At 65.7% G+C, this 25,745-nt stretch carries 20 protein-coding genes; 13 read left to right on the top strand and 7 right to left on the bottom strand.

The window, feature by feature from the left end; all coding sequences use genetic code 11:
• Positions 1-52: 52 nt before the first annotated feature.
• Positions 53-337 carry a hypothetical protein gene (locus tag H7688_RS08895; RefSeq protein ID WP_183360718.1) on the top strand — a complete coding sequence of 95 codons (285 nt, stop codon included), beginning with the start codon at positions 53-55 and terminating at the stop codon, positions 335-337.
• A gap of 261 nt (positions 338-598) precedes the next feature.
• On the opposite strand, the gene H7688_RS08890 is transcribed toward H7688_RS08895, so the two are convergent.
• Together H7688_RS08890 and H7688_RS08885 are read right to left on the bottom strand one after the other, a co-directional pair.
• Complete coding sequence (locus tag H7688_RS08890) at positions 599-1,684, bottom strand: L-dopachrome tautomerase-related protein (protein ID WP_183360717.1); 1,086 nt, start codon at positions 1,682-1,684, stop codon at positions 599-601.
• A 22-nt stretch (positions 1,685-1,706) separates the two neighbouring features.
• Positions 1,707-2,216, bottom strand: coding sequence for a hypothetical protein (locus H7688_RS08885; RefSeq protein WP_183360716.1), 510 nt, complete (start codon positions 2,214-2,216; stop codon positions 1,707-1,709).
• 303 nt (positions 2,217-2,519) lie between these two features.
• On the opposite strand from H7688_RS08885, the gene H7688_RS08880 reads away from it, so the two are divergent.
• Both H7688_RS08880 and H7688_RS08875 read left to right on the top strand, forming a co-directional pair.
• Positions 2,520-3,140, top strand: coding sequence for a YajG family lipoprotein (locus H7688_RS08880; RefSeq protein ID WP_183360715.1), 621 nt, complete (start codon positions 2,520-2,522; stop codon positions 3,138-3,140).
• Between the two features lie 51 nt (positions 3,141-3,191).
• A complete protein-coding gene (locus H7688_RS08875) occupies positions 3,192-3,656 on the top strand; it encodes a DUF2147 domain-containing protein (protein WP_183360714.1) in 465 nt (154 codons plus the stop codon).
• Positions 3,657-3,674: 18 nt separating this feature from the next.
• Here the strand turns inward: H7688_RS08875 and H7688_RS08870 are convergent, their stop codons facing one another.
• Positions 3,675-4,580, bottom strand: coding sequence for a ketopantoate reductase family protein (locus H7688_RS08870; RefSeq protein WP_183360713.1), 906 nt, complete (start codon positions 4,578-4,580; stop codon positions 3,675-3,677).
• A 282-nt stretch (positions 4,581-4,862) separates the two neighbouring features.
• On the opposite strand from H7688_RS08870, the gene H7688_RS08865 reads away from it, so the two are divergent.
• The 3 genes from H7688_RS08865 to H7688_RS08855 all read left to right on the top strand — a co-directional run bounded on the left by H7688_RS08865 (position 4,863) and on the right by H7688_RS08855 (position 8,241).
• Positions 4,863-5,366, top strand: a complete 504-nt coding sequence (locus H7688_RS08865) for a chemotaxis protein CheX (RefSeq protein WP_183360712.1) — start codon at positions 4,863-4,865, stop codon at positions 5,364-5,366.
• A gap of 156 nt (positions 5,367-5,522) precedes the next feature.
• A complete protein-coding gene (locus H7688_RS08860; RefSeq protein ID WP_183360711.1) occupies positions 5,523-7,529 on the top strand; it encodes a right-handed parallel beta-helix repeat-containing protein in 2,007 nt (668 codons plus the stop codon).
• Positions 7,530-7,614: 85 nt separating this feature from the next.
• Positions 7,615-8,241 (top strand): HD domain-containing protein, encoded by a 627-nt coding sequence (locus H7688_RS08855; protein WP_183360710.1) that lies wholly within the window; start codon positions 7,615-7,617, stop codon positions 8,239-8,241.
• 139 nt (positions 8,242-8,380) lie between these two features.
• On the opposite strand, the gene H7688_RS08850 is transcribed toward H7688_RS08855, so the two are convergent.
• Positions 8,381-10,093 carry a methyl-accepting chemotaxis protein gene (locus H7688_RS08850; protein WP_183360709.1) on the bottom strand — a complete coding sequence of 571 codons (1,713 nt, stop codon included), beginning with the start codon at positions 10,091-10,093 and terminating at the stop codon, positions 8,381-8,383.
• A gap of 223 nt (positions 10,094-10,316) precedes the next feature.
• The gene (locus tag H7688_RS08845; protein ID WP_183360708.1) at positions 10,317-10,766 is read right to left on the bottom strand and encodes a putative molybdenum carrier protein; all 450 of its coding nucleotides are present in this window, start codon (positions 10,764-10,766) and stop codon (positions 10,317-10,319) included.
• A 217-nt stretch (positions 10,767-10,983) separates the two neighbouring features.
• Between H7688_RS08845 and H7688_RS08840 the strand changes: the two genes are divergently transcribed.
• A complete protein-coding gene (locus H7688_RS08840; protein ID WP_183360707.1) occupies positions 10,984-11,178 on the top strand; it encodes a hypothetical protein in 195 nt (64 codons plus the stop codon).
• A 403-nt stretch (positions 11,179-11,581) separates the two neighbouring features.
• On the opposite strand, the gene glf is transcribed toward H7688_RS08840, so the two are convergent.
• Positions 11,582-12,721, bottom strand: a complete 1,140-nt coding sequence (glf, locus tag H7688_RS08835) for a UDP-galactopyranose mutase (protein WP_183360706.1) — start codon at positions 12,719-12,721, stop codon at positions 11,582-11,584.
• Positions 12,722-12,939: 218 nt separating this feature from the next.
• A complete protein-coding gene (gene nifJ / locus H7688_RS08830; RefSeq protein ID WP_246329756.1) occupies positions 12,940-16,644 on the bottom strand; it encodes a pyruvate:ferredoxin (flavodoxin) oxidoreductase in 3,705 nt (1,234 codons plus the stop codon).
• Positions 16,645-16,888: 244 nt separating this feature from the next.
• On the opposite strand from nifJ, the gene H7688_RS08825 reads away from it, so the two are divergent.
• The 6 genes from H7688_RS08825 to H7688_RS08800 all read left to right on the top strand — a co-directional run bounded on the left by H7688_RS08825 (position 16,889) and on the right by H7688_RS08800 (position 25,696).
• Entirely contained in the window at positions 16,889-18,097 is a 1,209-nt protein-coding gene (locus H7688_RS08825) for a hypothetical protein (RefSeq protein ID WP_183360704.1), read from the top strand.
• Between the two features lie 260 nt (positions 18,098-18,357).
• A complete protein-coding gene (locus tag H7688_RS08820; RefSeq protein ID WP_183360703.1) occupies positions 18,358-20,145 on the top strand; it encodes a glycoside hydrolase family 2 protein in 1,788 nt (595 codons plus the stop codon).
• Between the two features lie 79 nt (positions 20,146-20,224).
• Complete coding sequence (gene galT, locus H7688_RS08815; protein WP_183360702.1) at positions 20,225-21,310, top strand: galactose-1-phosphate uridylyltransferase; 1,086 nt, start codon at positions 20,225-20,227, stop codon at positions 21,308-21,310.
• Entirely contained in the window at positions 21,307-22,398 is a 1,092-nt protein-coding gene (locus H7688_RS08810) for a M24 family metallopeptidase (RefSeq protein ID WP_183360701.1), read from the top strand. Before galT ends, H7688_RS08810 begins: the two co-directional genes overlap by 4 nt.
• Before the next feature lie 18 nt (positions 22,399-22,416).
• Complete coding sequence (gene galK / locus H7688_RS08805; RefSeq protein ID WP_183360700.1) at positions 22,417-23,487, top strand: galactokinase; 1,071 nt, start codon at positions 22,417-22,419, stop codon at positions 23,485-23,487.
• A gap of 16 nt (positions 23,488-23,503) precedes the next feature.
• Positions 23,504-25,696 carry a sugar nucleotide-binding protein gene (locus tag H7688_RS08800; protein WP_183360699.1) on the top strand — a complete coding sequence of 731 codons (2,193 nt, stop codon included), beginning with the start codon at positions 23,504-23,506 and terminating at the stop codon, positions 25,694-25,696.
• The last annotated feature ends 49 nt before the right edge of the window (positions 25,697-25,745 follow it).

Here is a 25,745-nt window from a genome sequence, read left to right as displayed (position 1 = left end):
GCGCCTGGACCGGCAACTGGGCCGGGGTTTTCCCGGTTCTCAAGGAGGTTGTATGAACCATCGAGCAGGCCGCCTGGTGGCGGTCGCAGCTTTGCTGTTAAGCGCCGGCAGCGCCTTTGCCAGCACCGCGGTCAGTGTCAACATCAACGGCTACCTGCCGGCCCCCGCCGGGGTCCAGGTGGTCTACGTCGGAGGGCGTCCCTGCTACCGTGAAGGGGGGAGGATCGTCTACCTGGAGCGGGACCGCGGCTACCACAAAGGAAAGGGGCACGGGCCGAAGCACCACGGCAAGCATGAAGGAGAAGGGCGCGGCAAGCACCACGGCAAGCACGATTAAGACACTGCCTGGCTGTGAAAAAGAAAAGGAGTTCGCCGGTCGTCCGGCGAACTCCTTTTTTTGCGGGTGGCTTGGGGCTTCGGGGGCAGCGGCACCTCCGAAAAAACTGGGGGGATCCTCGAGGGAGATGCCATCTGTAGTGCAGTGGCTCCTTCCCCCTCACCCTGTCCCTCTCCCGCAAGGGGAGAGGGGACCCCTGGCGATCGTTAACGGGAGTACCTACATCAATGTCTCGAAGTGTGCTACCCGCTCATCCGGCTTTTAACGGTTTGGGCGGAACCGGAAGATCCGGTAGGGGGTGCCGGGGTTGGGGCCGCGGTTGATCTGGGAGGCGGTGACGAAGATGCTCCCGTCGGGGCCCTGGGCGAAGCTGTCCGGCCAGTCGAGCTCGGGACTCTGCACCACGATCTCGGGCTTTTGACCGGGCACGAACACCTTCACCGCGTTCTCCTCGATGGCGGAGAGGTAGAGCCTGCCGTCGCTGCCGAACCAGAGCCCGTCGGCGGCACCGGTATCGCCGACCCGCTCGACCTTGGCGGAGAGCTCGGCTGCACTGAGCTGCGGGTCGCGCAGGCTGCTGGTCGGGATCCGGTACAGGGTGCGTCCGGTGAGCGCCTGGTAGTAGAGGTACTCGCCCTTGGAGTCGAGCGCGATGCCGTCGGCATGCACGCTGGGGAGCGAGCCGTCCGGCCTGCGCCAGGGGCGCCCCTCGATAACCAGCGTCACCCGCTCCGAATGGGTGGAAGGATCGCTGGCCAGTAGGCGCCGGCTCACGCCGCTGACGAGGTCGGTGACCACCAGGGCGCCGCTGCCGGAATCGGTGAGGTAGGCGACCCGGCGCACCGGATCGATCCGCACGTCGTTGAGGTAGCTGTTGCCATCGATGACCGGCGCCGCGTAACGGATGGTCTGGAGCACCCGCCCGCTCCCCGGATCTACCTTGAGGAGCTTCGGGCCGCCGGGGACCACCCCTTGGAACTTCGGGTTTGCCGGGTCGAGGATCCAGAGAAAACCCCACTCGTCGACCACCACGCTCTGCACGCAGACCAGGTGGGTCGCCGGGTCGAGCCCCGGCTCCCAGCGGTTCATTTCGGGGTCGGGGTAGGGGAGCACGCTGCCGTCGGGCTGCAGCTCGCCGACCGAGAAGGGAACCTGGTCGGACCAGCGCGGGTAGTTCACGAAGAGGCGTCCGTCGCGGGTCATGGCGATGCCGGTCCACTGGCGCTCGCTGCGGGCCACCTCGGTCAGGGGGGAGAAAACCGGCGTTCTCGCGGGGGTGCTGGCGCAGCCGGAAAGGGTGACGGCAAGGGCGACGAGTGCCGTGAGTCTTGGTAGGGTAGCTTTCATGGTCGGCCTCCTGGTCGGCGTGTCAGAGTTCCTGGTCGCTTGTCGCATCGCTGCCGGACTTGCGCTCCGCCGCCCCCCGCATGATGGTGAGCGCCGGCACCGCTCCCTTGGTCAGAAAGCGCACCACCCTGAACTGGTCCGACTGCAGCGGGACGGCGAAGCCGATCTTGCTGCTCTTCTTGACGAGGTCGTCGATGGCGGCGAACTCAGTGAAGACGTAGCGGAACAAGCCGTTTTCCAGCTGGCCGTCGCAGTAGACCTGCAACTGGATCGCCCCGGCGTCCGAGTTGGCGAGGACCGGGTAGGAGGCACCCTGGTTGCAGGCGGTGGCCATGCCGAGAAGCCAGGCACAGCTGTTGTCCTTGAGAAAGCAGAACTCCCCCAGGAGCCCGCCGCTGTCATTGACGGTAGCGGCGTAGAGATATTCGGTGGACTTGGTATCGATCGACCAGTTGCCGACATCCTGGGCACTGGCAGTACCGTCAAGGCTGCAGACGACGAAAAGGAGCAGGGCAAGCAACGTCTTCATCATGTTCTCCTAGAACTACTGGACTTCGGGTGCGACGAGAGCTCTCAGTTCACACCCTGGCAATTCCTGCTTCTTATACCACAGCATCAACAGGATGCGAATGCTCCCTTTGGGGGCGGTTGCCAGTCCGCAATCCTGTGGCACCCTTTTGGGCGTCGCACAGAAACATTTCTGCCACGGAGGCAGGGAGATCATGGAGTAACGGCTGGAAGGGAACGGCACACCACCACTCATGCGTGGTGGCGGGGATCCGGGGAAGATGCTGTTCGAGGGAACACTTAGGGGAACTTGGGACGGGAGGTGGATATGAAAAAGCAGGTAAACGGGGGTACATGGACTCGGCTGGCCCTGGCGGCGCTGGTCGTGGTGTCGCTCTTGTCGGGATGCGCCGGGCAGGACCGTACGGTGCGGCTCGACTACCAGCCGGTGGTGGGGGCGTTGGGAGGAAGTGGCGAGGTCTACGCGGTGGTCTCCGCCGACTCGGCTCCCCAGGAAGGGCAGGTCGCCTGGATCCTGGGGCAGTTGCGCGACGCGGACGGCGAGGTGCAGGGGAAGCTGCTCACCGACCGCAACCCCAAGGAAATGGTGGCGGAGGCACTCATCAGGGAGCTCGAGCAGGCAGGCTACCGGGTGAACCTGGCAACCAGGCTCCCCGCCGGCGCCCCCCGCGGGATCGATTTCACCCGCATCGAGGTGAAGCTGGAAGGGGAGGACCACCTGGTGAAACGGCAGGTGAACGGCTCGCTCCAGGTGAAGATCGCGGTCTTCAAGGGAGGAACGCTGGTTAAGACGCTCACCTATCAAGGAAACTCGTCAGCAGAATCGATGCGCGGCGACTCGAAGGTCTTCGACGAGACGCTGCGTGGCCTGGTGACCGTCGTGGCCCGGCAGGCGGTTCCGGAACTCGTCACGCTGTTATCGAAATAACACGGAACACCGCGGCGCGGGGAGGGACGGACGTCGCAACGGGAGGGAGTCATGAAAAGGTTTTTGGTGCGGGTACTGGTGCTGTGGCCGCTGGTGCTGGGCCTTGCCGCCTCGGCATACGGCGCGGGGGACGACATCCTGGGGGCCTGGAAGAACGAGGACGGCCGGGCCCAGATCGAGATCTACCACTGCGACGGGAAGTACTGCGGCAAGCTCTCCTGGCTCGGGCGCCCGGTGTACCCGCCGGACGATCCCCAGGGGATGGCGGGACAGCCCCGGGTGGACCGGGAGAACCCGGACCCGAAGCTGAAGGGGCGCCCCTTGCTCGGTCTGAAGATCATGCAGGGGTTCAGCTACAGCGGGGGGACCAGCTGGGAACACGGGGAGATCTACGATCCCGACTCGGGAAAGACCTACTCCTGCAGGATGACCCTGGCGACGCCGGTGAAGCTGAAGATCCGCGGCTACCTGGGGCTTACCCTCTTCGGCCGGACCACGACCTGGACCCGCCCCTGAGTTCGCACAGCCATCCCGTCACGGCGTGAAGCCTGCCTCGAGCCGCCTGATCTCGTCGAAGAGCCGGCGGTTTACCGGCGTGGCCACGCCGTGGCGCTCTCCTAAGGCCAGCACGGTCCCCGCCAGCATCTCCACCTCGGTCTTGCGCCCCGCCTCGACGTCCTGCAGCAGGGAGGTCTTGCCGTCCGGGTCGAGGGTGTCGAGCACCCGGTAGAACTCCTGGATGTCCGCCGGCGCCAGGTCAACCTGAAGGGACTTGGCCAGGTCGATCACCTCGCGCATGGCTCCCTCCATGAGGTCGCGCGCCGCCCGGTCCTCGCGCATCCTGCCGTAGCTCAGCCCCAGAAGAGCCGAGACCTGGTTCACCCCGACGTTGATCATGTACTTGAACCAGAGACTGCGGATCATGTCGACGGGGGTGACGTGGGCGATGCCGGCCTTATCGAAGAGGGCCGCGACCCGGCGCACCCGTTCGCTTGGCACCTCGTTGCGCTTTTCGCCGAAGAGGATGCGTCCCTGGTTTCGATAGCTGACGGCGTTGCCGACGCGCACCGCATCGATCCCCAGGGAGAGTCCGTAGAGGAGCTTTTCCGCGCCGAACACCGCGGCCAGCCGCTCCTCGCTGTCGATGCCGTTCATCACCGACAGGATCGCCGTGTCCGGGCCGACCGCCCTGACGAGCGCGGCGCAGGCCTCGTCAAGCTGGTGGTACTTCACCGCGACGATGACCAGGTCGACCGGGGTCGCCTCTTCCGGGGTGCGTACCGGGATGACGAACCGGTCGCCGTTGACCTGGACGCCGTCGCGTGCCAGCCGCTGGCCGCGCTCGCCGTCGGCAATGAAGTAGACCGAGGTGGGGTCGGCCTGAAAGAGAAGAGAACCGTAGATGGCGCCCAAGGCTCCGGCACCGATGATCGCTACCATGTGCTGCTCCGGGAAGTGAGGTGTGGTTGCCGCAGGTGACTATACCACCAAGCCGTGCCGCACCCAAGTCCTTTGCACTCCCCGGACACGCTCCCCTGTCCCCGGGGGAAACACGGTGTCCCCACCGGGAACACCCCGTTTTGAGGCGGTCCGGGTAACTCCCCGTCGCACCGTGGTTACGGTCCTTGGCACATATCCTGTAATCTCCTTGGTACCCGCAGCGGAATACCGGCGCAGGTGTTCCCGCCGGATACAGCCGCACAATGCACCAAGGAGGGAATCATGACATTCAGTGCCGATCTGCTCACCAGACTAAAAACTACCGGACCCGCCCTGGAAAAATCCCTGATCCACGAGGTGAAGCGGGTCTTCACCTCCTTTGTCGGCATGGATCACCTGCTGCACCTCCCCTTGTCCATCGACCCCGCCTCCAACTTCACCGACTGCCTGAGCGCGCTGGTCGGCTTTGCCGGAACCTACAACGGGGTGGTGAGCCTGCATGCCTCGCGGCCGCTCGCCGAGAGTATCGCCGCCCAGCTCCTGGTCAGCGTGGAGCCGAGCGAGGAGGAGGTGGAGGACGCCCTGGGGGAACTTGCCAACATCCTCGCGGGGGCCTTCAAACCGTACCTCTCCGCGAACAGCCTGGACGTCAGGCTCGCGACCCCTTCGGTCGTCTCCGGAACCAAGTACGTAATCCACATGACCCGCAAGCCGGAGGTGACGACGCTCCTCTTCGACTCCGACGAAGACTGGTTCATGGTGGCGCTCGCGGTGGAGCCGGGCTAGGGGCGCGGGACGGCCTCGGCGCGTGGGGAGGAGACCTCCTCTGCGTGGCAGCTTTCGGGATAGCGGTGGGAATTGGAGATGAGGCTGGCCTAATCTTTCTTTGGTTGTAGAATTCCACACTGGATTTTCTACGACCCTGAGTAAGGAGGTGCAGCGATGTTCCCTGTACGACCCATCACCATCCTCGCCTTGATCTGGTTCACCCTGCTGCCGCAGTTTGCTGCAGCGGGTCCTGCCGATTTCTTCGTGGCACCCGGCGGCGACGACCGGGCGCCCGGGACCCTGGAGCGTCCCTTCCAGACCCTGGAAGGGGCCCGGGATGCCATCCGGGAAGCCCGGCGCACCGGGACGCTGGCCGGACCGGTCCAGGTGCTGGTGCGCGGCGGCACCTATCACCTGGCCCGCACCTTCGAGCTCTCGGAGGTTGATTCCGGCTCCCCGGGAGCGCCCGTCAACTATCGCCCCTACCACAACGAAAAGGTCCGACTCACCGGGGGACGCGAGATCCCCGGATTCACGCCGGTCGTCGATCCCGCCACGCGGGACCGGCTCCCCGCGCAGGCCCGGGGGAAGGTGCTCCAGGCCGATCTGAGGGCGCTCGGGATTCGCGACTTCGGGGAAATGAAGCCGCGCGGTTTCGGCAGGGCGAACATCCCCGCCGGCCTTGAGCTCTTCTACGACGGCCGGCCGATGCAGCTCGCGCGCTGGCCGAACCAGGACTGGGCCCGCGTGGCGGCGGCAAGCGGCGCCCTGGGAGCGACGCGCATAGGCTACGAGGGGGACCGTCCCCGGCGCTGGCTCGACGCGGAGGACCTCTGGCTGCACGGCTACTGGGCCTGGGACTGGGCCGACGGCTACGTCCGGGTGCTCAACATCAAGCCCGAGAGTCACGAACTGGTGCTGCGGGAACCGCACGACTTCGGCTACCAGAAAAAGGCGCGCTACCGGGCCCTGAACCTTTTGGAAGAGCTGGACGAGCAGGGGGAGTGGTACCTGGACCGCAAAAAGGGGCTTATCTACTTCTGGCCTCCGGCAGCCAAGGGGAACCAGGAGGCCTCGGTCTCGCTGCTTACCACGGTGGTCTCGCTGTTCCGGGTCTCGCACCTGAATTTCGAAGGGTTCACCATCGAGTGCTGCCGCGGCAGCGCGGTGGTGGTAAACGGCGGCAGCAACACCCGGTGTTCCCGGCTCACGGTGCGTAACGCCGGGAACACCGGGGTGCGCATCGAGGGGGGGAGCCACAACGGCGTGGAGAAGAGCGAGATCAGCCACTGCGGGGAGGGGGGGATCTTCCTCTCCGGTGGCGACCGCCAGACCCTGACCGCTGGGGGGAACTACGCCCTCGACAACCGGATCCACGACATCGGCCGCTGGGTGCGAACCTACACCCCCGGGATCGACCTCTACGGGGTAGGGAACCGGGTGGCCCACAACCTCATCTACGACGCCCCGCACACGGCGATCCTCCTGCACGGCAACGACCACCTGGTGGAATACAACGAGATCCACCACGTCTGCCTGGAGACCAGCGACGCCGGGGCCTTCTACATGGGGCGCGACTACTCCGAGCGCGGCAACGTGCTGCGCTTCAACTACTTTCACGACCTGAACCTGGGGGACGTGCAGGCGATCTACCTGGACGACTTCGCCAGCGGCACCACGGTGTTCGGGAACCTGGTGTACCGGGCCGGCCGCGCCCTCCAGGTGGGGGGGGGACGGGACAACCAGATCGAGAACAACATCTTCATCGACTGCCGGGAACCCTCCTTCTTCGACGCCCGGGGCACCAGCTGGTACCGCAAGTATTTCGACGGCACCGACACGACGCTCACCGCGCGGCTGGCCGCGGTCCGCTACCGGGAGCCCCCCTACAGTACGCGCTACCCCCAGCTGCCGCGCCTCTACGAGAAGGACCCGGCACGGCCGGAGGGGAACCGCTTCGTGCGCAACATAAGCGTCGGGGGGGGGCTGGTCGAGCTGAAGGAGGGGGTCACCCGCGAGATGGTGCACCTGGCGGACAACCTGGAGAACCGGGACCCCGGGTTCGTGGACCGGCGGGCCGGCAATTTCCAGCTGAAGAAGGGATCGCCGGCGTTCAAGCTCGGGTTTAAGCGCATCCCGCTGGAGCGGATCGGCCCCCGGGTCGACGCGGCAGGAAAGTAGCGGGGTTTGTCTTGCGGGGGAAGCTGTGCTATGGTCGGGGCCGGCAGTTCTGCCCCATCGAAACCCGCGAAAGGACCCCGTCGCCATGACACGAGATACCACCCCGCTTTCCCAGATCGTCACCTTCATCCTCGAGTTGGACAAACTGAAGGGGGTGACCCGCAAGAACCGACCGCTGGGTCTCGAGCGCTACGAGAACTCCGCCGAGCACAGCTGGCAGATCGCCATGCTGGCCCTCTCCCTGGAACGTTTCGCCCAGGCCCCGGTGGATATCAACCGCGTGGTGGGGATGCTCCTGGTGCACGATATCGGGGAGATCGATACCGGCGACACCATGGTCTTCGTGCAGGATGGCTGGGAGGAGCGCAAGGCCGCCGAGCTGGCCGCCGCCCGGCGCATCTTCGGGATGCTCCCCGAGGAAACGGGGGCGCACTTTTTGGAACTCTGGCAGGAGTTCGAGGCGGGCACCACGGCCGAGGCGATCTTTGCCAACGCGGTGGACCGGGCCATGCCGCCGCTTTTGAACCTGGCCAACCACGGCCAGAGCTGGCGCGAAAACGGGATCGACTACGAGCGGGTGATCGGCCGGATCGGCCCCCCGATCAAGGCGGGGTGCCCGGCTTTGTGGGACTACCTGGCCGAGAGGATCGCGGAAGAAGAGCGCAAGGGGTGGTTCGGCGCGCGGGACGGTGCCGGGTCCGGGGAACGCTGACGCTGGTCAGGGTTGACCGGACGGATGGTCCGATCACCAGCAGAAAAAAACAACGCGGATGCAACGGCTCAGGTAGGCCGGGGCATCCGCGTCTGTTTTTGGGGGGAGCACCTGGCCCCGTTTTGCAGTGAAGCCCGACTCAGGCTAACTTGAACCGGCTGATGACGCGGTTCAGCGCGTCGGAGCGCTCTTTCATGGATACGGCCATCGCGGAGGAGTTCCTCAAGAGCCCGGCACTTTGCTGCAATACCTCGTTCACCTGTTGCACGTTGCCGGCGATCTCGCCGGTGGCCGCACTCTGCTCCTCGGCGGCGGTCGCGATCTGGTTCACCTGGCCGGTGACCCGATCCACCTGCTCGAGGATCTCCTTGAGCGCGGTGCCGCTGCGCTCGGCCTCGCCGGAGCTGGTCTCCACCTCGCGCACTCCCGCCTCCATCACCCCGACCGCCAGCTTGGTCTGGGTCTGGATCCCCTTGATCATCTCGCCGATCTCGCGGGTCGCCTTGGCGGTACGCTCGGCAAGCGCCCGGACCTCGTCCGCCACGACCGCAAAGCCGCGCCCCTGCTCGCCGGCGCGGGCCGCCTCGATCGCCGCGTTGAGGGCCAGCAGGTTGGTCTGGTCGGCGATGTCCTCGATGGTGCTGACAATGGCCCCGATCTGGTCGGAGCGGGCCCCCAGCCCCTCGACGGTCCGGGCCGACTCGGTCACCTGCTGGGCCAGCCGCTGCATGGAGGCGAGGGTATTGTCGAGGAGGGACTGCCCGGTACTCGCCTTGCGGCTGGCCAACTGCGCCCCTTCGGCGGCATTCATGCAGTTGGCGGCGATGTCGTTGGTGGTGGCCGCCATCTGCTCACTCGCGGTGGCAACCGAGGAGGACTTGGTTGCCAGGTGATCGAAGTCGACGGCGATGCCGTCCGAGGTGCGGGTGAGCTGCTCGCTGGAACGGCTCACCTGGCGGCTTTCCTCGACCACCTCGAGCATGATGTGCTGGATCTTGTCGATGAACCGGTTGAAGGCGCGCGACAGGGTGCCGACCTCGTCCTCGGTCCCTTCGGGGAGACGCCGGGTCAGGTCGCCTTCTCCTGCGGCCAGCTCGCTGGCCAGGTCCCCGATGCTCTTAAGCGGCTTGAGTGCCTTGCTGACCAGGTACCCCAGGGAGGTGACGATGAGCACCAGGGCCACCACGGAGACCCCGAGCATCCGGAAGAATTGCCCGTCGGCCTTCCCCAGCTCGACGGCTTTCATGGCTGCCACCTCGGACTCCACATCGTCGGTGTAGACCCCGGTGCCGACCTCCCAGTCCCAGGGGGCGAAGTGGCCGATGTAGGTGGTCTTGGGAAGCGGCTGGCCGTCCGGGGTCTTCGGGAAGCTGTACTCGACCCAGCCGCCGCCGGCGCGGGCGGCCTTCATGAACTCCTGGACGAAGAGCTTGTTCTTCTTGTCCTTGAGCTCGGTGATGTCCTTCCCTTCCAGCTCGGGCTTGACCGGGATCATCACGGCCGTGGCATGGTCCCCGGAGAGGGCGTGCACCATGAAGTAGCCGCTTTTGTTATTGAAGAAGCGGACCGGGCGTAACAGGCTCAGGGCCTTTTGCTGGGCCTGGGCCATGTCGCCGCCCGTGGCCTGTGCCTCCTGGTACACCGCGTTGATGATGCCCAGGGCGATATCCACCTCGCTTTTGAGCTCCTGCTTGCGGGACTCCACGCTTTTGTCCCTGAGGGTGTCGCCGCCACTGTGGGCGAGATTGCGGATGGCGCTGCGTCCCTGCAGCGTAAGGATCACGGCGAGCAGGGTCACCAGGATGGCGGTTCCAGCGAGTACTTTGAATCTGATGCTGAAGGTGGTTCTCATGCGGGTCTCCTGAAATGGTAAGACGCAGGGGGCGTCGACGCTGGCGTATGGGGAGTCGTGGCAGGTGCACGAGGGAGCGACGAAGTGCGCCTGCTCTTCGGGCCTCATCGGACAAGGCATCCAGGACTTTAGAGGTGATATGGAAAAACAGATTTTATGCGACGGTGCTGGGGGGAATGGAGTAGGGGGTGGTTAGTCGGGGTATGGTTTCTTGGCTCGCGCGCTAGTCGAAGAGCCGCCGGAGCAGCGCAAACGCCTTGCCATAGATGCCGGGGCATTTGCTTTCGCGGGGGCCCGCTATGTTCAAGGTACTCAGCCGGTTTTCCTCAATCCAGGTGCGGCAGATGTCGAGATCGGGCTCCTGGTCCAGTTGCAGGATCAGGTGCGGTCTTCCGTGTTCCCGGGCGAACTGCACGGTTGCCTTGGTGCCGTCGGTCAACTCCCCCCAGTTGAGCACCAGGGTGCCGTCCGACTCGACCACGTTCTTCTCGGTGCGGCTGGCGTAGCGCTCGCTGTCCAGTTCGATGAGCGGGTAGCACTCGGGCACCGTGCCGTCCTCGGCCAAGCGCCCTTTCGGGCAATAACCGCCGATGGGGAGTCCCGCCGCCTTTGCCGCATCCAGCCCCGCCCGGTCCACCCCGGTCTGACCACCTGACACCACTTTTTCGATCATGGCTTCTCCTCGTGTGCCCGCATTCAAGGCGCTCGGGCGGAGCCGGTCCGGAGCGCGCGCCTTGGGTGGATCATAGCACGGCCACGCTGGAGCGGGTGCCAAAGATTCGGGACAGGTAGGGAAATCATGGTGGGAGTCGCTGCGCAGAATTTTAAAGTTATTCCTGCTGCGGTCGAGATGGGGTAAGGTACAAGGAATCGCTTACCGGGGGGACGAGATGAAACGAACTACCTGTCTTTGGTGTGGACACGATTTGCAGGGCGGGGACAGCTGCAGCATGTGCGGTCCGCAACCAAACCTCACCTGCCCCAAGTGCGGCGAGGACTACTTCGGGACCGGTACCGGGATCTGCCCGATCTGCGGTTACCAGTGGGACGAAGAGGGGACCGCCCTCGCGGTGGCTCCGGTCTAGCGGTTGCCAAGTGGTCAAGGTGATCCGCGCAGCTTGTTTTTTAACGGCGAAGCGTGACCACAGAGTCACACAGAGGAAAGGCGAGGACCACAGGGGAAAATCCAAGACAGTCGCCACGGATACCTTGCGGAACATCAGGAATACGAACATGAACTTGTGAAACGGGTTCGGTCTCACACCCTTAAACTAGCTGGAAAGAGGGAAGGTCTTTGGCATCATCGCCAAGGGCCTTTTCTTTTGTCGGTTCGGCAATTCCGGGGGGAGATCTTTAGTCTGCACCAGTGCCCCTACGCTCCCCCCTTTGGAAAAGGGGGACGTGAGGTCTCGGCCGGTACGCTTTGTCATGAGACGGCGCCTTGCCGTCATTGAGGTTTTGTTACTTGGGAGACGTACCCCCAGAGGGCTAGGTGATCTCTGGTGCGGCGGGGCCCTCGAGGCTGGTGAAGAGGTCGAGGGCGTTTTTGAAGGCCTGGTCCATGTTGAAGTACTTGTAGTTGGCGAGCCGCCCCACGAAGTAGATGTTCCTAAGCTTGTCCGCCTCCTCCCGGTAGCGCTGGCAGATCGCCTCGTTCTGCGGGTTGGGGACCGGGTAGTAGGGGTCCCCCTCGTCGGTGGTGTATTCGCGGGAGATGGTGGTCCTGGGATTGCGGCGCTTGGTGAAGTGCTTGTACTCGACGACGCGGGTGAAATCGCCGTCGGTGGGGTCGGGGTAGTTCACCACGGAGTTCTCCTGGAAGTACTCCTGGTCGAGGGTCTGCCACTCGAAGCGGATGGAGCGCCACTGCAGCTTGCAGTCGAGACTGTAGCGGTAGTCGAAGAAGCGGTCGATGGGGCCGGCGTAGAAGAGTTTTTGACACTCCCGCACCTCGGGGGTCTCCTTCACTTCGAAGTAGTCGGTGTTGAGCCTCACCGTGATGTTCGGGTGATCCAGCATGGCGGCGAAGAGCCGGGTGTAGCCGTTGAGCGGGAGCGCCTGGTAGGTGTCCTCGAAGTAGCGGTCGTCGAAGTTGCTGCGTACCGGGATGCGCTGCAGCACCGAGGCGTCCAGCTCGTGGGGGTACTTGTCCCACTGCTTCTTGGTGTAGTGCTTGAACATCTTCTCGTAAAGTTCGTGCCCCACCCGGGCCAGCGCGGCCTCCTCGCCGTTTCTGGGCTGCGGGTTCTTCACCTGGACCCGGTCCAAAAAGGCCTGCATCGCCTCCTGGGACTGGATGTTCAGCTTGAAGATCCGGTTCACCGTGACGATGTTGACCGGGATCGGAACCAGGAGGCCGTCCACCCGCGCCAGTACGCGGTGCACGTGGGGATACCAGTGCGAGAAGCGGTTCACGTAGCGCCAGACGTCCTCGTAGTTGGTGTGGAAGAGGTGCGCCCCGTACTTGGAAACCAGGATCCCCGCCTCGTTGTAGTAGTCGTAGCAGTTCCCTCCGATGTGATCGCGTTTCTCCAGTACCAGCACCTTCTTGCCCAGGGTGGCGTAGCGTTCGGCCAGGGTGGCTCCGGAGATGCCGGCTCCGATGACGACGATGTCGAAAGTGCTCATGGATCGCTCCAGCTGCAGGGTACTGCCGTTTGGTTGGTGTCTTCCAGGCGGGCGGGTGGCGGAGGTAACTGGCGGTTTTCTCTGTGGCAGGTTCCCCCACCCCCTAACCCCCTCCCGCAAGGGGAGGGGGGATTCTCCGGGACATGAACCACTGCCTTACCTGGCAGTGACGGGTGGTCTGCCGAGCCGCGGCGAGTGCGCTTAGAGGGGCGCCTTGGTTACTCGTCGAGCTTCTTGTCGATGCCGGAGCGCCCGTCGTCGCAGACGTCCTCCGGCATGGTGGGGCGGCTGTAGCGGGCGTCGCTGGTCGCGCTGATGCAGACCGGTGCCGGTTCTTCGGCGGCCCCCCCCTCGGCCGGGACGTGCTCGTGGCTGCGCCCGCCCCCCTTCGGGACGTCCCCCTTGCTCGGCTGCCAGTCCGCCATGTCCCTGAGGATCCGGAAACGCTCGTTCACCTCCTCCTCCAGCTTGAGCCGGTACTCTCGGGCTGCCTCCGGGTGCGACTGGGCGAGTGCCGCGTAGCGCACCTCGCCGGAGAGGAAGCTTTGCAGCGTGCCGTCGGGCTCCTTGGACTCCAGGATGAACGGGTTTTTCCCTTCCCTGCGCAGGAGCGGGTTGTAGCGGTAGAGCGGCCAGTAACCGGAGCGCACCGCCAGAAGTGACTCCTCGATCGATTTCCCCATCCCCTTCCGGAGCCCCTGGTTGATGCAGGTGGAATAGGCAATGACGAGCGACGGCCCGGGGTAGGCCTCCGCCTCGGCGAGCGCCTTCAGGGTCTGGTTCTTGTCGGCGCCGATGGCCACCGAGGCAACGTAGACGTAGCCGTAGCTCATGGCCATGCGCCCCAGGTCCTTCTTGGCGGTCTTTTTGCCGGCCGCGGCAAAACGGGCCATTGCCCCCAACTGGGTCGCCTTGGAACACTGCCCGCCGGTGTTGGAGTAGAGTTCGGTGTCCATGACCAGCATGTTGACATCCTCGCCCATGGCAAGCACGTGGTCCAGGCCGCCGAAGCCGATGTCGTAGGCCCAGCCGTCGCCGCCGTAGATCCAGATCGACTTCTTGGCGAAGAGGTCGGCCGCCTCGGCCAGCTCCCGGAAGCGCCCGTCCCCGGCGACCTTCTCAAGGAGCGGCTTCAGCTCGCGCGCCAGGCGCCGGGACTGCTCGGGATGGTTCATCTCCTCAAGCCAGGCACCAAGCGCGTTGGCGAGCTCCCCGGTAACCTCCCCGGCGAGGAGTTCGCGTACCTGCTCGGCGAGCTTGGCGCGGCGCTGGGCGAAGGCCATGTGGTAGCCGTAGCCAAACTCGGCGGCGTCCTCGAAGAGCGAGTTGTTCCAGGCAGGGCCGTGCCCCTCGTGGTTGGTGCAGTAGGGGCTGACCGGCGCCGAGGCACCCCAGATCGAGGAGCAGCCGGTGGCGTTGGCGATCATCATGTGCTCGCCGAAGAGCTGGGTGGCGAGCCGGGCGTAGGGGGTCTCGCCGCAGCCGGAGCAGGCGCCGGAGAACTCGAGGAGCGGCTGCTGGAACTGGCTCCCGATCACCGTGGTGCGCTTGGCGAGGTGCCCCTTGGGGGAGAGGGCCTCCGCAAAGGCCCGGTTTTCCTCCTGGAGCTTCGCCTGGGTCTCGATCGGCTTCATCACCAGGGCCGACTGCTTCGCCGGGCAGATGTCGGCGCAGTTGCCGCACCCCATGCAGTCCAGGGGATAGACCTGGATCCGGAAACGGTGCCCCTTCACCTCGCGGCCGGTCGCGGCGAGGGTCTCGAAGCTTGACGGCGCGCCGGTGAGCTCCTCAGCGCTGGCCAGGAAGGGGCGGATGGTGGCGTGGGGGCAGATGAAGGAGCACTGGTTGCACTGGATGCAGTTCTCCTTGATCCACTCCGGAACGTTGATGGCGACGCCGCGCTTCTCCCAGCGTGCGGTGGAAACCGGGAAGACGCCGTCGGGGGCGAAGGAGGAGACCGGCAGGGTGTCCCCCTTCTGGCGCAGGATGGGGAAGATGGTCTCAGCCATGTAGGCGGGCATCTGCTGGTGCAGCCGGAAGTTCAGCCCGCGCTGGTCATCGGCCGCACGCCAGGAGTCGGGGTAGTCGATGGCCACCAGGCTCTCCACGGCGAGATCCACCGTCTTCAGGTTCATCTCGACCACCTGCTCCCCCTTGCGGCCGTACTCCTTGCGGATGGAATCCTTCAAGAGCTCTACCGCCTGATCGAAGGGGAGTACCCCCGAGAGTTTGAAGAAGGCGGTCTGCATGATCATGTTGATGCGGCCGCCCAGGCCGGCCTGGGCCGCAATGGCGATGGCATCCACGTTGTAGAAACGGATTTTCTTCTCGGCAATGGTGCGCCGCATGCTGGCCGGGAGATGCTCCTCGAGGGCCGCTGTGCTGCTCCAGGGGGAGTTCAAGAGGAAGGTTCCTCCCTCCTTGATCCCCTCGAGCACGTCGTAGACCTCGACGTAGGCCGACTGCTGGCAGGAGATGAAGTCGGCGCTGTCCACGAGGTAGGTGGACTTGATCGGGCTCTTGCCGAAGCGCAGGTGCGAAACGGTGATCCCCCCCGATTTCTTGGAATCGTAGGCGAAATAGGCCTGCACGAAGAGGTCGGTGTTGTCGCCGATGATCTTGATGGCCGCCTTGTTGGCCCCCACGGTGCCGTCGGCGCCCATCCCCCAGAAGCGGCACTGGATGGTCCCCTCGGGGGTGGTGGAGATGGTCGCTGCGGCGGGGAGGGAGAGGTTGGTGACGTCGTCCTCGATACCCACCGTAAAGTGCTTCAGGCCCGGGGAGCCGTTCATGTTGTCGAAGATGCTCTTCACGTGCACCGGCCTGAACTCCTTGGAACCCAGCCCGTAGCGCCCGGCAAAGAGCTCGGGGAGCGTGCCGCCGCGCTCCAGGAAGGCGGTGCAGACGTCGAGGTAGAGCGGCTCGGCGAGCGAGCCGGGCTCCTTGGTGCGGTCCAGCACCGTGACCTTTTTGGCCGAGGCGGGGAGTGCTGCAAAGAGGGCCGTGCTGTCGAAGGGGCGGTAGAGCCGTACCTTGACGAGCCCGAGCTTCTCGCCGCGGGCGTTGAAGTGGGTCACCACCTCCTCGATGGTCTCGCAGGCGGAGCCCATGGTGATGATCACCGCTTCGGCCTGCGGGTCGCCCACGTAGTCGAAGAGCCGGTAGCGCCGGCCGGTGAGGCTGCCCACCTGGTCCATGCAGCGGGTGACGATCTCCGGCAGGGCGAGGTAGTAGGGGTTGGAGCGCTCGCGCCCCTGAAAATAGATATCCGGGTTCTGGGCGGTGCCGCGCAGTTCCGGGTGCTCCGGGTTCATCGCCTTCCTCCGGAAGGCTGCGAGCTTGTCGCGGTTTAACAGACGGGCCATCTCCTCGTACTCGATCGCCTCGATCTTCTGCACCTCGTGGGAGGTCCGGAACCCGTCGAAGAAGTGCAGGAAGGGGAGGCTCCCCTCCAGCGCGGCCAGGTGCGCGACCAGCGCGAGGTCCATGCACTCCTGCACCGACGAGGAACATAAAAGGGCAAACCCGGTGGCGCGGGCCGCCATGACGTCCTGGTGGTCACCGAAGATGGAGAGCGCGTGGGTGGCAAGCGCGCGGGCCGAGACGTGGAAGACGCCGGGGAGCAGTTCACCGGCGATCTTGTACATGTTGGGGAGCATGAGGAGAAGGCCCTGGGAGGCGGTGAAGGTCGTGGTGAGCGCACCGGCCACCAAGGAGCCGTGCACCGACCCTGCGGCACCTGCCTCGGACTGCATCTCGCGGATCAGAAGGTTCTGCCCGAAGATGTTCTGGCGCCCCTGCGCGGCCCACTCGTCTGCCACCTCGCCCATGGTGGAAGAGGGGGTGATCGGGTAGATGGCTGCCGTCTCGCTCATGGCGTACGCGACGTAGGCCGTTGCGGTGTTGCCGTCCATTGTTTTCATTTTGCCGCTCATGAGCCTTCCCCCTGTCGCTTGGTTTTCCTGCTGTTTGGAAACCACCAAACAGACCCGGCTTTGCTGGTGTTTTTCCCCGGTAAACATTCCTGGTTGTTTTGAAATGTTAAAGATACCTAATCGTTGATGCCTGTCAATGAGGAACGCTGGGAGCAAACTTCTGTAGGAGCGATTGACGGGGGTGTGATGGCGACATAGAATTAGCGAATCTTAACCAGGCAAGGAGGTTCTCATGAGCTTTAATCCCTTCAAGGAGCGGGGTGTCCCGGTAGACAAGCAGCTGAGAAACTGGTCCGAGCTGAACGTGAAGCCGTTCAACAAGGGGGATACCCACCCCTACACCAAGGCCCGGATCATCCTGATGAACGGCATCGAGGTGGAGGGGGCGCTCTTCTCGCACCAGTTCTCCCGCAACCTGGCCGACCTCGAGCTGAAGAAGCAGCTGGCGCTCACCCGGCGGGTGGAACAGCAGCAACAAAAGACCATCAACTGGCTCTGCCCGGGGGACCAGTCCCCCATCGAGACCACCATCGGCTACGAGCAGGTGGCCGTCGACCTGACGGCGTTTCTTGCGGCCAACGTGCCGGATCCCTACGTGAAGCAGGTCTTCGACTTCGGCCTTTTGGAGGACTTCGACCACCTGTACCGCTACGCGAACCTCCTGGAGCTGACCCAGGGGATCAAGGCGGAAAAGCTGGTCGGGAAGTACACCGAGATCACCCCGGGGCGGCCGACCGTGAAGGAGCACCGGCACCCCTTCGACGACGTGCGCGAGCCCTGCGACCGGATGATGGCGGACCCGCTCACCAAGCTCTACATCCTCACCCTGGTGGCGGGCGAGCAGCAGACCATGAACTTCTACATGAACCTGGGGAACATCCTCGAGGACCAGCTGGGGCGCGGGCTCTACCAGGAGATCGCGATGATCGAGGAACAGCACGTGACCCAGTACGGCGCCCTGATGGATCCGGACACCCCCTGGATCGAGAACGCCCTGCTGCACGAGTACAACGAGGCCTGGCTCTACTGGTCCTTCCTGCAGGAGGAGCAGGACCGCCACGTCAAGCCGATCTGGGAACTGCACCTGGGGATGGAGCTCACCCACCTGCAGCAGCTCGGCAAGGTGGCCGAGAAGCTTGGGGTAGACGTCGCGGAGGTGGTGCCGGAGACCTTCCCCGCACCGCTTAAGTTCGCCTCACAGGTGGAGTACGTGCGCGGCATCCTGGCGACGCAGGTCGAGTACACCGCGGTGGGGACCGAGATCGGCCCGCCGGACCAGCTTCCCGAGAACGAGCGTTACCAGCAGGTCCAGCACCTGTTGAACGACAAGGGAGCCCCCAGCGAAGAGGTCATCAAGCAGAACCGGAAAAAGAATGGCCAGGACTACCGTTTCGAGCTTGCCGGGGAACACCCGGTGCCCGAGCTGCGCAGGAAGAAGTAACTCGATGAGGGTGGCGCTTTCAGGTGTCGGTGATAGTCAGGACTTCAGGGCAGCGCAGGCTGCCCTTTTTTCGGGGAGCCTGCTGAGCGGCAACCGGAAAAAACGTTCGCGTTTTGTCTTCTCACTAATAAAGAGACAACTCCCCGCTCGCCCGGCGCTGCTTGAATGGCGGCTGGTCTGGCTTCAGGGGATCGGTTGAAAATTATGAGACGCATGTTAGCATCCTATAATTATAAAAATTAACGCCGAGGGCCTCGCACATGAACTACCCGCGTCCACAGTTGCAGCGTTCCAACTGGTTCTCCCTGAACGGTCCGTGGCGGTTCACCTTTGCCGACGGCAAGGGCTACCGGGTGCCGGCAGACATCAAGGAGTGGCCGCTGACCATCGAGGTCCCCTTCGTACCCGAGAGCAAACTAAGCGGCATCGAAGACACCACCTTTCACCGGGAATGCTGGTACAGCAGGGAGTTCCAGTACCAGATTCCCGAGGCGGGACGGGTGCTGCTGCACTTTGGAGCGGTGGATTACCACGCACTGGTCTGGGTCAACGACATCCACGTGGCCCGGCACAGCGGCGGCTTCACCCCCTTCTTCATCGACATCACCCATGCCCTCGATCCCTCCGGAAACCAGCGCATCACGGTGCAGGTGGAGGACGATCCCGAGGACCTGGAAAAACCGCGCGGCAAGCAGGACTGGTCCCTCGAGCCGCACTCGATCTGGTACCACCGTACCACGGGCATCTGGCAGACGGTCTGGGTCGAGACGGTCCCGAGGACCTACGTGAAGAGGGTGCGCTGGACCCCGCACCTGGAGCGCTGGGAGGTCGGTTTCGAGGCGCTCATCGAGGGGGAGATCGCCGAGGACATGGAGCTCTACGTGAAGCTCACCACGGCGGACCAGCTCCTGGTCGAGGACCGCTACCGGTTGATCGGGGACCAGATGCACCGCCGGCTGGCGCTCGCCGATCCGGGAATCGAGGACTACCGAAACGACCTGCTCTGGTCCCCCGAGCATCCCCGTCTGATCCATGCCCAGGTGAAGCTCACCCAGGGGGGGCAGGTGCTGGACGAATTTCTCTCCTACACCGCGCTGCGCTCGGTGAAGGTGCATCGAGACCGTTTCCTGTTAAACGGCCGGCTCTACCCGCTGCGCCTGGTCCTGGACCAGGGGTACTGGCACGACTCGCTGATGACCGCACCCTCGGACGAGGCTCTTAGGCGCGACGTGGAACTGGTCAAGGCCATGGGGTTCAACGGCGTGCGCAAACACCAAAAGCTCGAGGACCCCCGCTACCTTTACTGGGCCGACACCCTGGGGCTGGTGGTCTGGTCCGAGATGCCGAGCGCCTACCGCTTCACCACCCGCTCGATCAAGCGGCTGATGCGCGAGTGGATCCAGGCCATCGAGCGCGACTACAGCCACCCCTGCATCATCGTCTGGGTCCCCTTCAACGAGTCCTGGGGGGTCCCCGACCTGACCGCGAGCCAGCCGCACCGCGACGCCGTGCATGCCTTCTACCACCTCTCGAAGACCCTGGACCCCTCCCGGCCGGTGATCGGCAACGACGGCTGGGAGAGCTCGGCAACCGACATCATCGGCATCCACGACTACGACCATAACCCGCAGACCCTGCGCGAGCGCTACGGTCCCCAGGTGAAGCCGGAAGAACTCTTCGACCGGCGGCGCCCCGGCGGCCGCATCCTCACCCTGGACGGTTTCCCGCACCGCGGCCAGCCGATCATGCTCACCGAATTCGGCGGGGTGGCCTACGTGCGACCGGTGGACGAGCTGCACCACAGCGCCTGGGGCTACGTGCGCCACGACGACATCGAGGAGTTCGAGCGGGTGGTGCTCACCCTCATCGAGGTGGCACGCACCACCGCCATGTTCAGCGGCTTCTGCTACACCCAGTTCGCCGACACCTTCCAGGAGGCCAACGGCCTGCTCTTCGCCGACCGCACACCCAAGATCCCGCTGGAGAAGATCGCGGAGGCGGTGCGCGGTACCCGGGCCCAGGGGGCCCTCTCCTGGGAGAGTGTCTGATCCACGATGGATAATCCCCACGACAACGGATGCTTAGCCTTCTCCCGCCGGCTTTTGCCGGCCGGGACCCGGAGGTCGTATGCTCTACCGGCAAGAGTTGACCAAACCCGACGGGCGCAGCCTGACCCTGTACGGCCGGCGCCCCATCGAGGTGGCAGGCCCGGTACCGAGCCCGAACCGGGAACCGCTGGAGGCAAACCCGCACCTGCGCTGGCACCCCCTGCGCGGCGAGTGGATCGCCTATGCAAGCTACCGCCAGGGGCGCACCTTCATGCCGCCGCCCGAGTACAACCCGCTGGCGGTCACCACTGATCCCGAGAACCCGACCGAGCTCCCCCAGGGGAACTACGAGGTGGCGGTCTTCGACAACCGGTTTCCCTCGCTGAGTCCCCTGGCGCACGACGCCCCGAAGAACATCGTCGAGACCATGCCGGGACTGGGGAAGTGCGAGGTGGTGGTCTTCGCCAAGGATCCCGCGGCTTCGCTGGCTGGGCTGCCGCTCGATCACCTGGAACTCCTCATGGAGGTCTGGGGGAGCCGCACCGCGGTGCTGGCCCAGGACCCGCGGATCAAGTACGTGCTCCCCTTCGAGAACAAGGGGGTGGAGGTGGGGGTCACCCTGCACCACCCGCACGGCCAGATCTACGCCTACCCGTTCATCCCCCCGGTCCCCAAGCGCATGAACCACCAGGAGAAGAGCCATCTCGAGAAGAAGGGGAAACCGCTCCTGGAGACCCTGATCGCCGCGGAACTCGCGGCCGACACGCGGGTCATCTATCGCGGCGAGCACGCCGTCTCCTTCGTCCCCGCCTGGGCCCGCTACCCCTACGAGGTCTGGCTCGCCCCCATCAAGGCGGTGCCTGATTTCCGGGCGCTCACCCCGCCGGTGCGTGCCGACCTGGCCCGGGCTCTCAAGACCACCCTGCTCAAGTACGACGGGCTCTGGCAGCGTCCTTTCCCCTACCTGATGGCCTGGTACCAGGGGCCGGTGGACGGTCAACCGCACCCCGAGTCGCACCTGCACGCCGAGTTCTTCCCCCCGTACCGCTCGAGTGACCGCCTGAAGTACCTGGCGGGGACCGAGCTCGCCGCCGGGATGTTCGCGAACGACGCCCTTCCCGAACAAAAGGCCGAGGAATTGCGGGCCGTGGCGGTGACCCTATGAGCGGGCCCTCGCGGCACCAGGAGGTTCAGGACAAGGTCAGCTGCGTGCAGCGGGCTATCGGCGAGGGGGGGACGGCGCGCCTGCGCGGCATCGACTGGTTTGCCTGGATCACTGCCGGCGGCTCCAGCGCGGTGCTGCTGACCGCGGAGACGGGAATCGCCGAGGTGCTGGTGACCCCCCAGGGGGCCTGCGTGGTCACCGACGAGATCGAGGCGGCGCGCCTTATGGACGAGGAGCTCCCGGTGGGGTTCCCGGTCCGCCCGATACCGTGGGCCTACCACGAGGCGCGCGAGGCGCTGGTGCGCGAGCTGACCCAGGGGTGCCGGGTCTTTTCGGACCGGCCGGTGCCGGGAGAGGACCCGCTCCCCGAGGAACTGCTGCATGCCAGGTGGAGCCTCTTGCCGGTGGAGCAGGAGCGTTACCGGGAGGTGGGGCGCCAGGCGGCGCTCGCCATGACCGAGGTCCTGAACCTGGCGCGCCCCGAGTGGAGCGAACTGGATCTGGCGGGGGCGGGGGCACAGGCGCTTTTGCGGCGGGGGCTCGAACCGGGGCTGGTCATGGCGGCCGGCGAGCGGCGCCTCGAGCTCTACCGCCACCCGATGCCGACCAGCGCCCCCCTGGGACGCCAGGCGATGCTGGTCTTCTGTGCCCGGGGCTTCGGGCTCTGGGCGAACCTCACCCGCTTCGTAAGCTTCGGGGCACTCCCGGCGGCGAGCCTGGAGCGGCACCGCCTGGTCCAGCAGGTGGAGGCGCGCGCCCTCGAGCTCTCGCGCCCCGGCACCCGGCTGCGCACCGTGTACGGGGAACTCGCCAAGGGGTACGCGGCGCTCGGGCACCCCGAGGCGATCCGGGAACACCACCAGGGGGGGAGCACCGGCTACCTCTCCCGCGAGGTGATCGCCACCCCCGACAGCTGCGCGACCCTCGCCGTCGGCAGCGCGGTGGCCTGGAACCCGAGCCTCGTCGGTGCCAAGGTCGAGGACACCCTCCTCATCACCGAGAGCGGCCTGGAAAACCTCACCCTCGACCCCGCCTGGCCCACGGCGCCGGTGGCCGGCACCCCCCGGCCCCAGGTGCTGGAACGCTAGGCCATGGAGCTGCGTCCCATGCCTCGATCCTTTCTGGAACTCTTCGGCGTCACCCCGCAGGCCGTCGCCCAGGCCCCGGGACGGGTGAACCTGCTCGGCGAGCATACCGACTACAACGACGGTTTCGTACTCCCCTGTGCCATCCCGCAAACGACCCGGGTGGAGATCGCGGTGAGCCCCGACCGCCTGGATCATTTCGTCGCCGAGGACCTGGGGCAGCGGGTCGACTGCGAGCCGGCCGGGGCGGTCCCTCCCGGTTTCGCCGCCTACCTGCACGGCTGCCTGCGTCTTTTGCGCGACGGCGGTGCCGGGATCCCGCCGGTGCTCATGAAGGTAGACTCCCAGGTCCCCATGGGGTCCGGGCTCTCCAGTTCGGCGGCGCTCGAGGTGGCCGTACTGCGTGCACTGCGCGAACTCTTCCGGCTGGAGTTGGACGACGTGCGGGTAGCCCAGTTGGCCCAAAAAGCGGAGATCGAGTACGCGGGGGTCAACTGCGGGATCATGGACCAGATGGCCTCAAGCCTCGCCGACGAGCACCACATGCTCTTTCTCGATACCCGGACCCTGGAGCGCAGGCTCTTGCCGCTCCCCCAAGGGGCCGAGCTGCTGGTTTTGGACAGCGGCGTGCCGCGCCGGCTCGAGGAGAGCGGCTACAACGAGCGGCGCCGCCAGTGCGAGGAGGCCGCCCGGCTCCTCGGGGTGCCGGCGCTCAGGGACGTTCAGGATCCGGCCCAACTGGCGGCACTCCCCGAAGAACTCGAAAGGCGCGCCCGACACGTGGTCACCGAGAACCTGCGCGTCCTCGAGGCGGCTCAGGGGGTGGACGCGCGGCGCTTCGGCGAGCTGATGAACTTCTCGCACAGAAGCCTGAGGGACGACTTCGAGGTTTCCATTCCCCCGCTGAACCTTCTGGTGCAGCTGCTGCAGGGGGAGCAGGAGGTATTCGGCGCCCGGCTCACCGGAGCCGGCTTCGGCGGCGCCTGTGTCGCGCTGGTCCGGGAGGGGAGGGGGGCGGAACTGGGCGAGCTGGTACTGGCCCGGTACCGCGAGAAGGGGCAACTGGGGACCCTGCTGGTTCCCCGCCGGTAGTTTCCGCGAGGTGGTCATGGAAGCCCGCAGCAACTTGCCCGAATTCCCCGCATTGTGGGGCGGCATAGAATGCACCGTGAACCGCGTGCGGGACAGCTACCAAAACCAGCTGGCCTTAAGCGGCCATCTCTCCCGCCCGGGAGATCTCGATCTCATCGCGGGGCTCGGGATCAAGACACTGCGCTACCCGGTACTCTGGGAGTTGGTGGCGCCGCGCGCCGCGGACGAGACCGACTGGTCCTGGTGCGATGAACGCCTGACAAGGCTCAGGGAGCTGGGGATCGAACCGATCGCGGGACTGCTGCACCACGGCAGCGGCCCGTGCTACACGAGCCTGCTCGATGCCGGTTTCCCCGGAAAACTCGCCCGCTTCGCCGCCCAGGTAGCCCGCCGTTACCCCTGGATCTCCGCCTACACCCCCATCAACGAACCGCTCACCACCGCCCGTTTCAGCGCCCTCTACGGACACTGGTACCCCCACGCCACAGACGACCTGAGCTTCGTGCGTGCCCTGCTCGTGCAGTGTCGCGCCATAGCCCGCGCCATGCGCGCGATCCGCCTGGTGAACCCGCAGGCCAGGCTGGTCACCACGGAGGACCTGGGCCGCACCTTCGCCACCGGGCGCCTTGGTTACCAGGCCGAATTCGAAAACTACCGGCGCTGGCTCAGCTATGACCTGCTCTGCGGCAGGGTGACCCAGCAGCACCCGCTCAGGTGGTGGCTGGAACTGCACGGCGCGACCCCGGCGGAGCTGAACGAACTCTGCGAGTACCCCTGTCCCCCTGACGTCATCGGGGTGAACTACTACCTGACCAGCGACCGGTTCCTGGATCACCGCCTGGAGCGCTACCCGGAGTGGCTGAGGGGGGGCAACGGCCGGGACCGCTACGCCGACGTGGAGGCGGTCCGGGTCCGGCCCGAGGGGATCGTGGGGCACGAGGAACACCTGGGCGAGGTATGGGCGCGCTACGGCAGGACGCTGGCCATCACCGAGGTGCACCTGGGCTCGAGCCGCGAGGAACAGCTGCGCTGGCTTAACGAGGCATGGCAGGCCGCAATAACCCTGCGGCGCCGGGGGGTGGCGCTCGAGGCGGTGACCAGCTGGGCCCTGCTCGGCTCGTTCGACTGGAATTCGCTGTTCACCCGGCAGGCCGGCTTCTACGAGCCGGGGGCCTTCGACATCCGGGGGCCCCGGCCGCGCCGCACCGCCATCGGTGCCGCCTTGCGGGAGCTCGTGCTGACCGGCAGGCTCAGCGATCCCTGCCTCGCCGCGCCGGGATGGTGGCGCCGCCCGGAGCGCTTTCTCCCCGAGTGCCGCCCCGCCGGGTGGCTGCCGCGCCACTTCGACGCTGCGGCAGCCTGCGGGGTCCTGATCACCGGCAAGACCGGAACCCTGGGACAGGCTTTCGCCCGGCTCTGCCAGCAGCGCGGCATCCACTACCGGCTGCTGTGCCGCCAGGAGCTGGACATCGCCTCTCCCGAGTCGGTTGCCGAGGCCCTGGACCGCTTCCGCCCCTGGGCCGTGGTGAACGGCGCGGGGTTCGTGCGTATCGACCAGGCCGAGTCGGACCAGGAGAACTGCTACCGCGAGAACACTGCCGGCCCCGCGCTTTTGGCGGCGGAGTGCGATAGGCGTGGGGTGGCGCTGCTCACCTTCTCTTCGGATATGGTGTTCAACGGCGAGAAGGGATCCCCCTACCACGAAGATGACCCCGTGGCGCCCCTTAACACCTACGGTCACAGCAAGGCGGAGGCGGAACGACGGGTGCTCGCACTCCACCCTAAGGCGCTGGTGGTAAGGACCAGCGCCTTTTTCGGCCCCTGGGACGACTACAACTTCGTCACGGCCACGCTGCGCGAGCTGCGTCGCGGACAGCCAGTCGCTGCGGCAAGCGATCTCTACGTCTCCCCCACCTACGTCCCCGACCTGGTGAGTGCGAGTCTCGACCTGCTGCTGGACCGGGAACGGGGCATCTGGCACCTGTCCAACCGGGGGACGGTGAGCTGGGCCGACTTCGCCCGCCGGGTCGCGGCCCTGGCAGGACTCGACCCGGAAGGGATCCTCCCCCAGCTCGCGGCAAGCTTCCAGTTCCCTGCGCCGCGTCCCGCGTTCGTCCCGCTTGTCAGTGTACGCGGCGCCGCGCTCCCCGACCTGGAGGACGCGCTCTTGCGCTACTTCAGGGACGCGGCGCTCCCCTGTTTTCCGTAGCGCCCACGACTGGGCAAATCGCCGAACCCTGGCAACGAAAAAAGCCCCG

Source organism: Geomonas limicola, from assembly GCF_014193675.1.
Classification (GTDB): domain Bacteria; phylum Desulfobacterota; class Desulfuromonadia; order Geobacterales; family Geobacteraceae; genus Geomonas; species Geomonas limicola.
This window is presented reverse-complemented; position numbering and strand designations above follow the sequence as displayed.

What these genes read in the sequence shown, in the direction of transcription:
- H7688_RS08870 (WP_183360713.1), bottom strand. Translation starts at nt 4,580, where the DNA reads ATGGTAGCGATCATCGGTGCCGGAGCCTTGGGCGCCATCTACGGTTCT.
- nifJ (WP_246329756.1), bottom strand. Translation starts at nt 16,644, where the DNA reads ATGAAAACAATGGACGGCAACACCGCAACGGCCTACGTCGCGTACGCC.
- H7688_RS08850 (WP_183360709.1), bottom strand. Translation starts at nt 10,093, where the DNA reads ATGAGAACCACCTTCAGCATCAGATTCAAAGTACTCGCTGGAACCGCC.
- H7688_RS08860 (WP_183360711.1), top strand. Translation starts at nt 5,523, where the DNA reads ATGTTCCCTGTACGACCCATCACCATCCTCGCCTTGATCTGGTTCACC.
- H7688_RS08810 (WP_183360701.1), top strand. Translation starts at nt 21,307, where the DNA reads ATGAGCGGGCCCTCGCGGCACCAGGAGGTTCAGGACAAGGTCAGCTGC.
- H7688_RS08800 (WP_183360699.1), top strand. Translation starts at nt 23,504, where the DNA reads ATGGAAGCCCGCAGCAACTTGCCCGAATTCCCCGCATTGTGGGGCGGC.
- H7688_RS08820 (WP_183360703.1), top strand. Translation starts at nt 18,358, where the DNA reads ATGAACTACCCGCGTCCACAGTTGCAGCGTTCCAACTGGTTCTCCCTG.
- H7688_RS08875 (WP_183360714.1), top strand. Translation starts at nt 3,192, where the DNA reads ATGAAAAGGTTTTTGGTGCGGGTACTGGTGCTGTGGCCGCTGGTGCTG.
- H7688_RS08845 (WP_183360708.1), bottom strand. Translation starts at nt 10,766, where the DNA reads ATGATCGAAAAAGTGGTGTCAGGTGGTCAGACCGGGGTGGACCGGGCG.
- glf (WP_183360706.1), bottom strand. Translation starts at nt 12,721, where the DNA reads ATGAGCACTTTCGACATCGTCGTCATCGGAGCCGGCATCTCCGGAGCC.
- H7688_RS08825 (WP_183360704.1), top strand. Translation starts at nt 16,889, where the DNA reads ATGAGCTTTAATCCCTTCAAGGAGCGGGGTGTCCCGGTAGACAAGCAG.
- galK (WP_183360700.1), top strand. Translation starts at nt 22,417, where the DNA reads ATGCCTCGATCCTTTCTGGAACTCTTCGGCGTCACCCCGCAGGCCGTC.
- galT (WP_183360702.1), top strand. Translation starts at nt 20,225, where the DNA reads ATGCTCTACCGGCAAGAGTTGACCAAACCCGACGGGCGCAGCCTGACC.
- H7688_RS08880 (WP_183360715.1), top strand. Translation starts at nt 2,520, where the DNA reads ATGAAAAAGCAGGTAAACGGGGGTACATGGACTCGGCTGGCCCTGGCG.
- H7688_RS08840 (WP_183360707.1), top strand. Translation starts at nt 10,984, where the DNA reads ATGAAACGAACTACCTGTCTTTGGTGTGGACACGATTTGCAGGGCGGG.
- H7688_RS08885 (WP_183360716.1), bottom strand. Translation starts at nt 2,216, where the DNA reads ATGATGAAGACGTTGCTTGCCCTGCTCCTTTTCGTCGTCTGCAGCCTT.
- H7688_RS08855 (WP_183360710.1), top strand. Translation starts at nt 7,615, where the DNA reads ATGACACGAGATACCACCCCGCTTTCCCAGATCGTCACCTTCATCCTC.
- H7688_RS08895 (WP_183360718.1), top strand. Translation starts at nt 53, where the DNA reads ATGAACCATCGAGCAGGCCGCCTGGTGGCGGTCGCAGCTTTGCTGTTA.
- H7688_RS08890 (WP_183360717.1), bottom strand. Translation starts at nt 1,684, where the DNA reads ATGAAAGCTACCCTACCAAGACTCACGGCACTCGTCGCCCTTGCCGTC.
- H7688_RS08865 (WP_183360712.1), top strand. Translation starts at nt 4,863, where the DNA reads ATGACATTCAGTGCCGATCTGCTCACCAGACTAAAAACTACCGGACCC.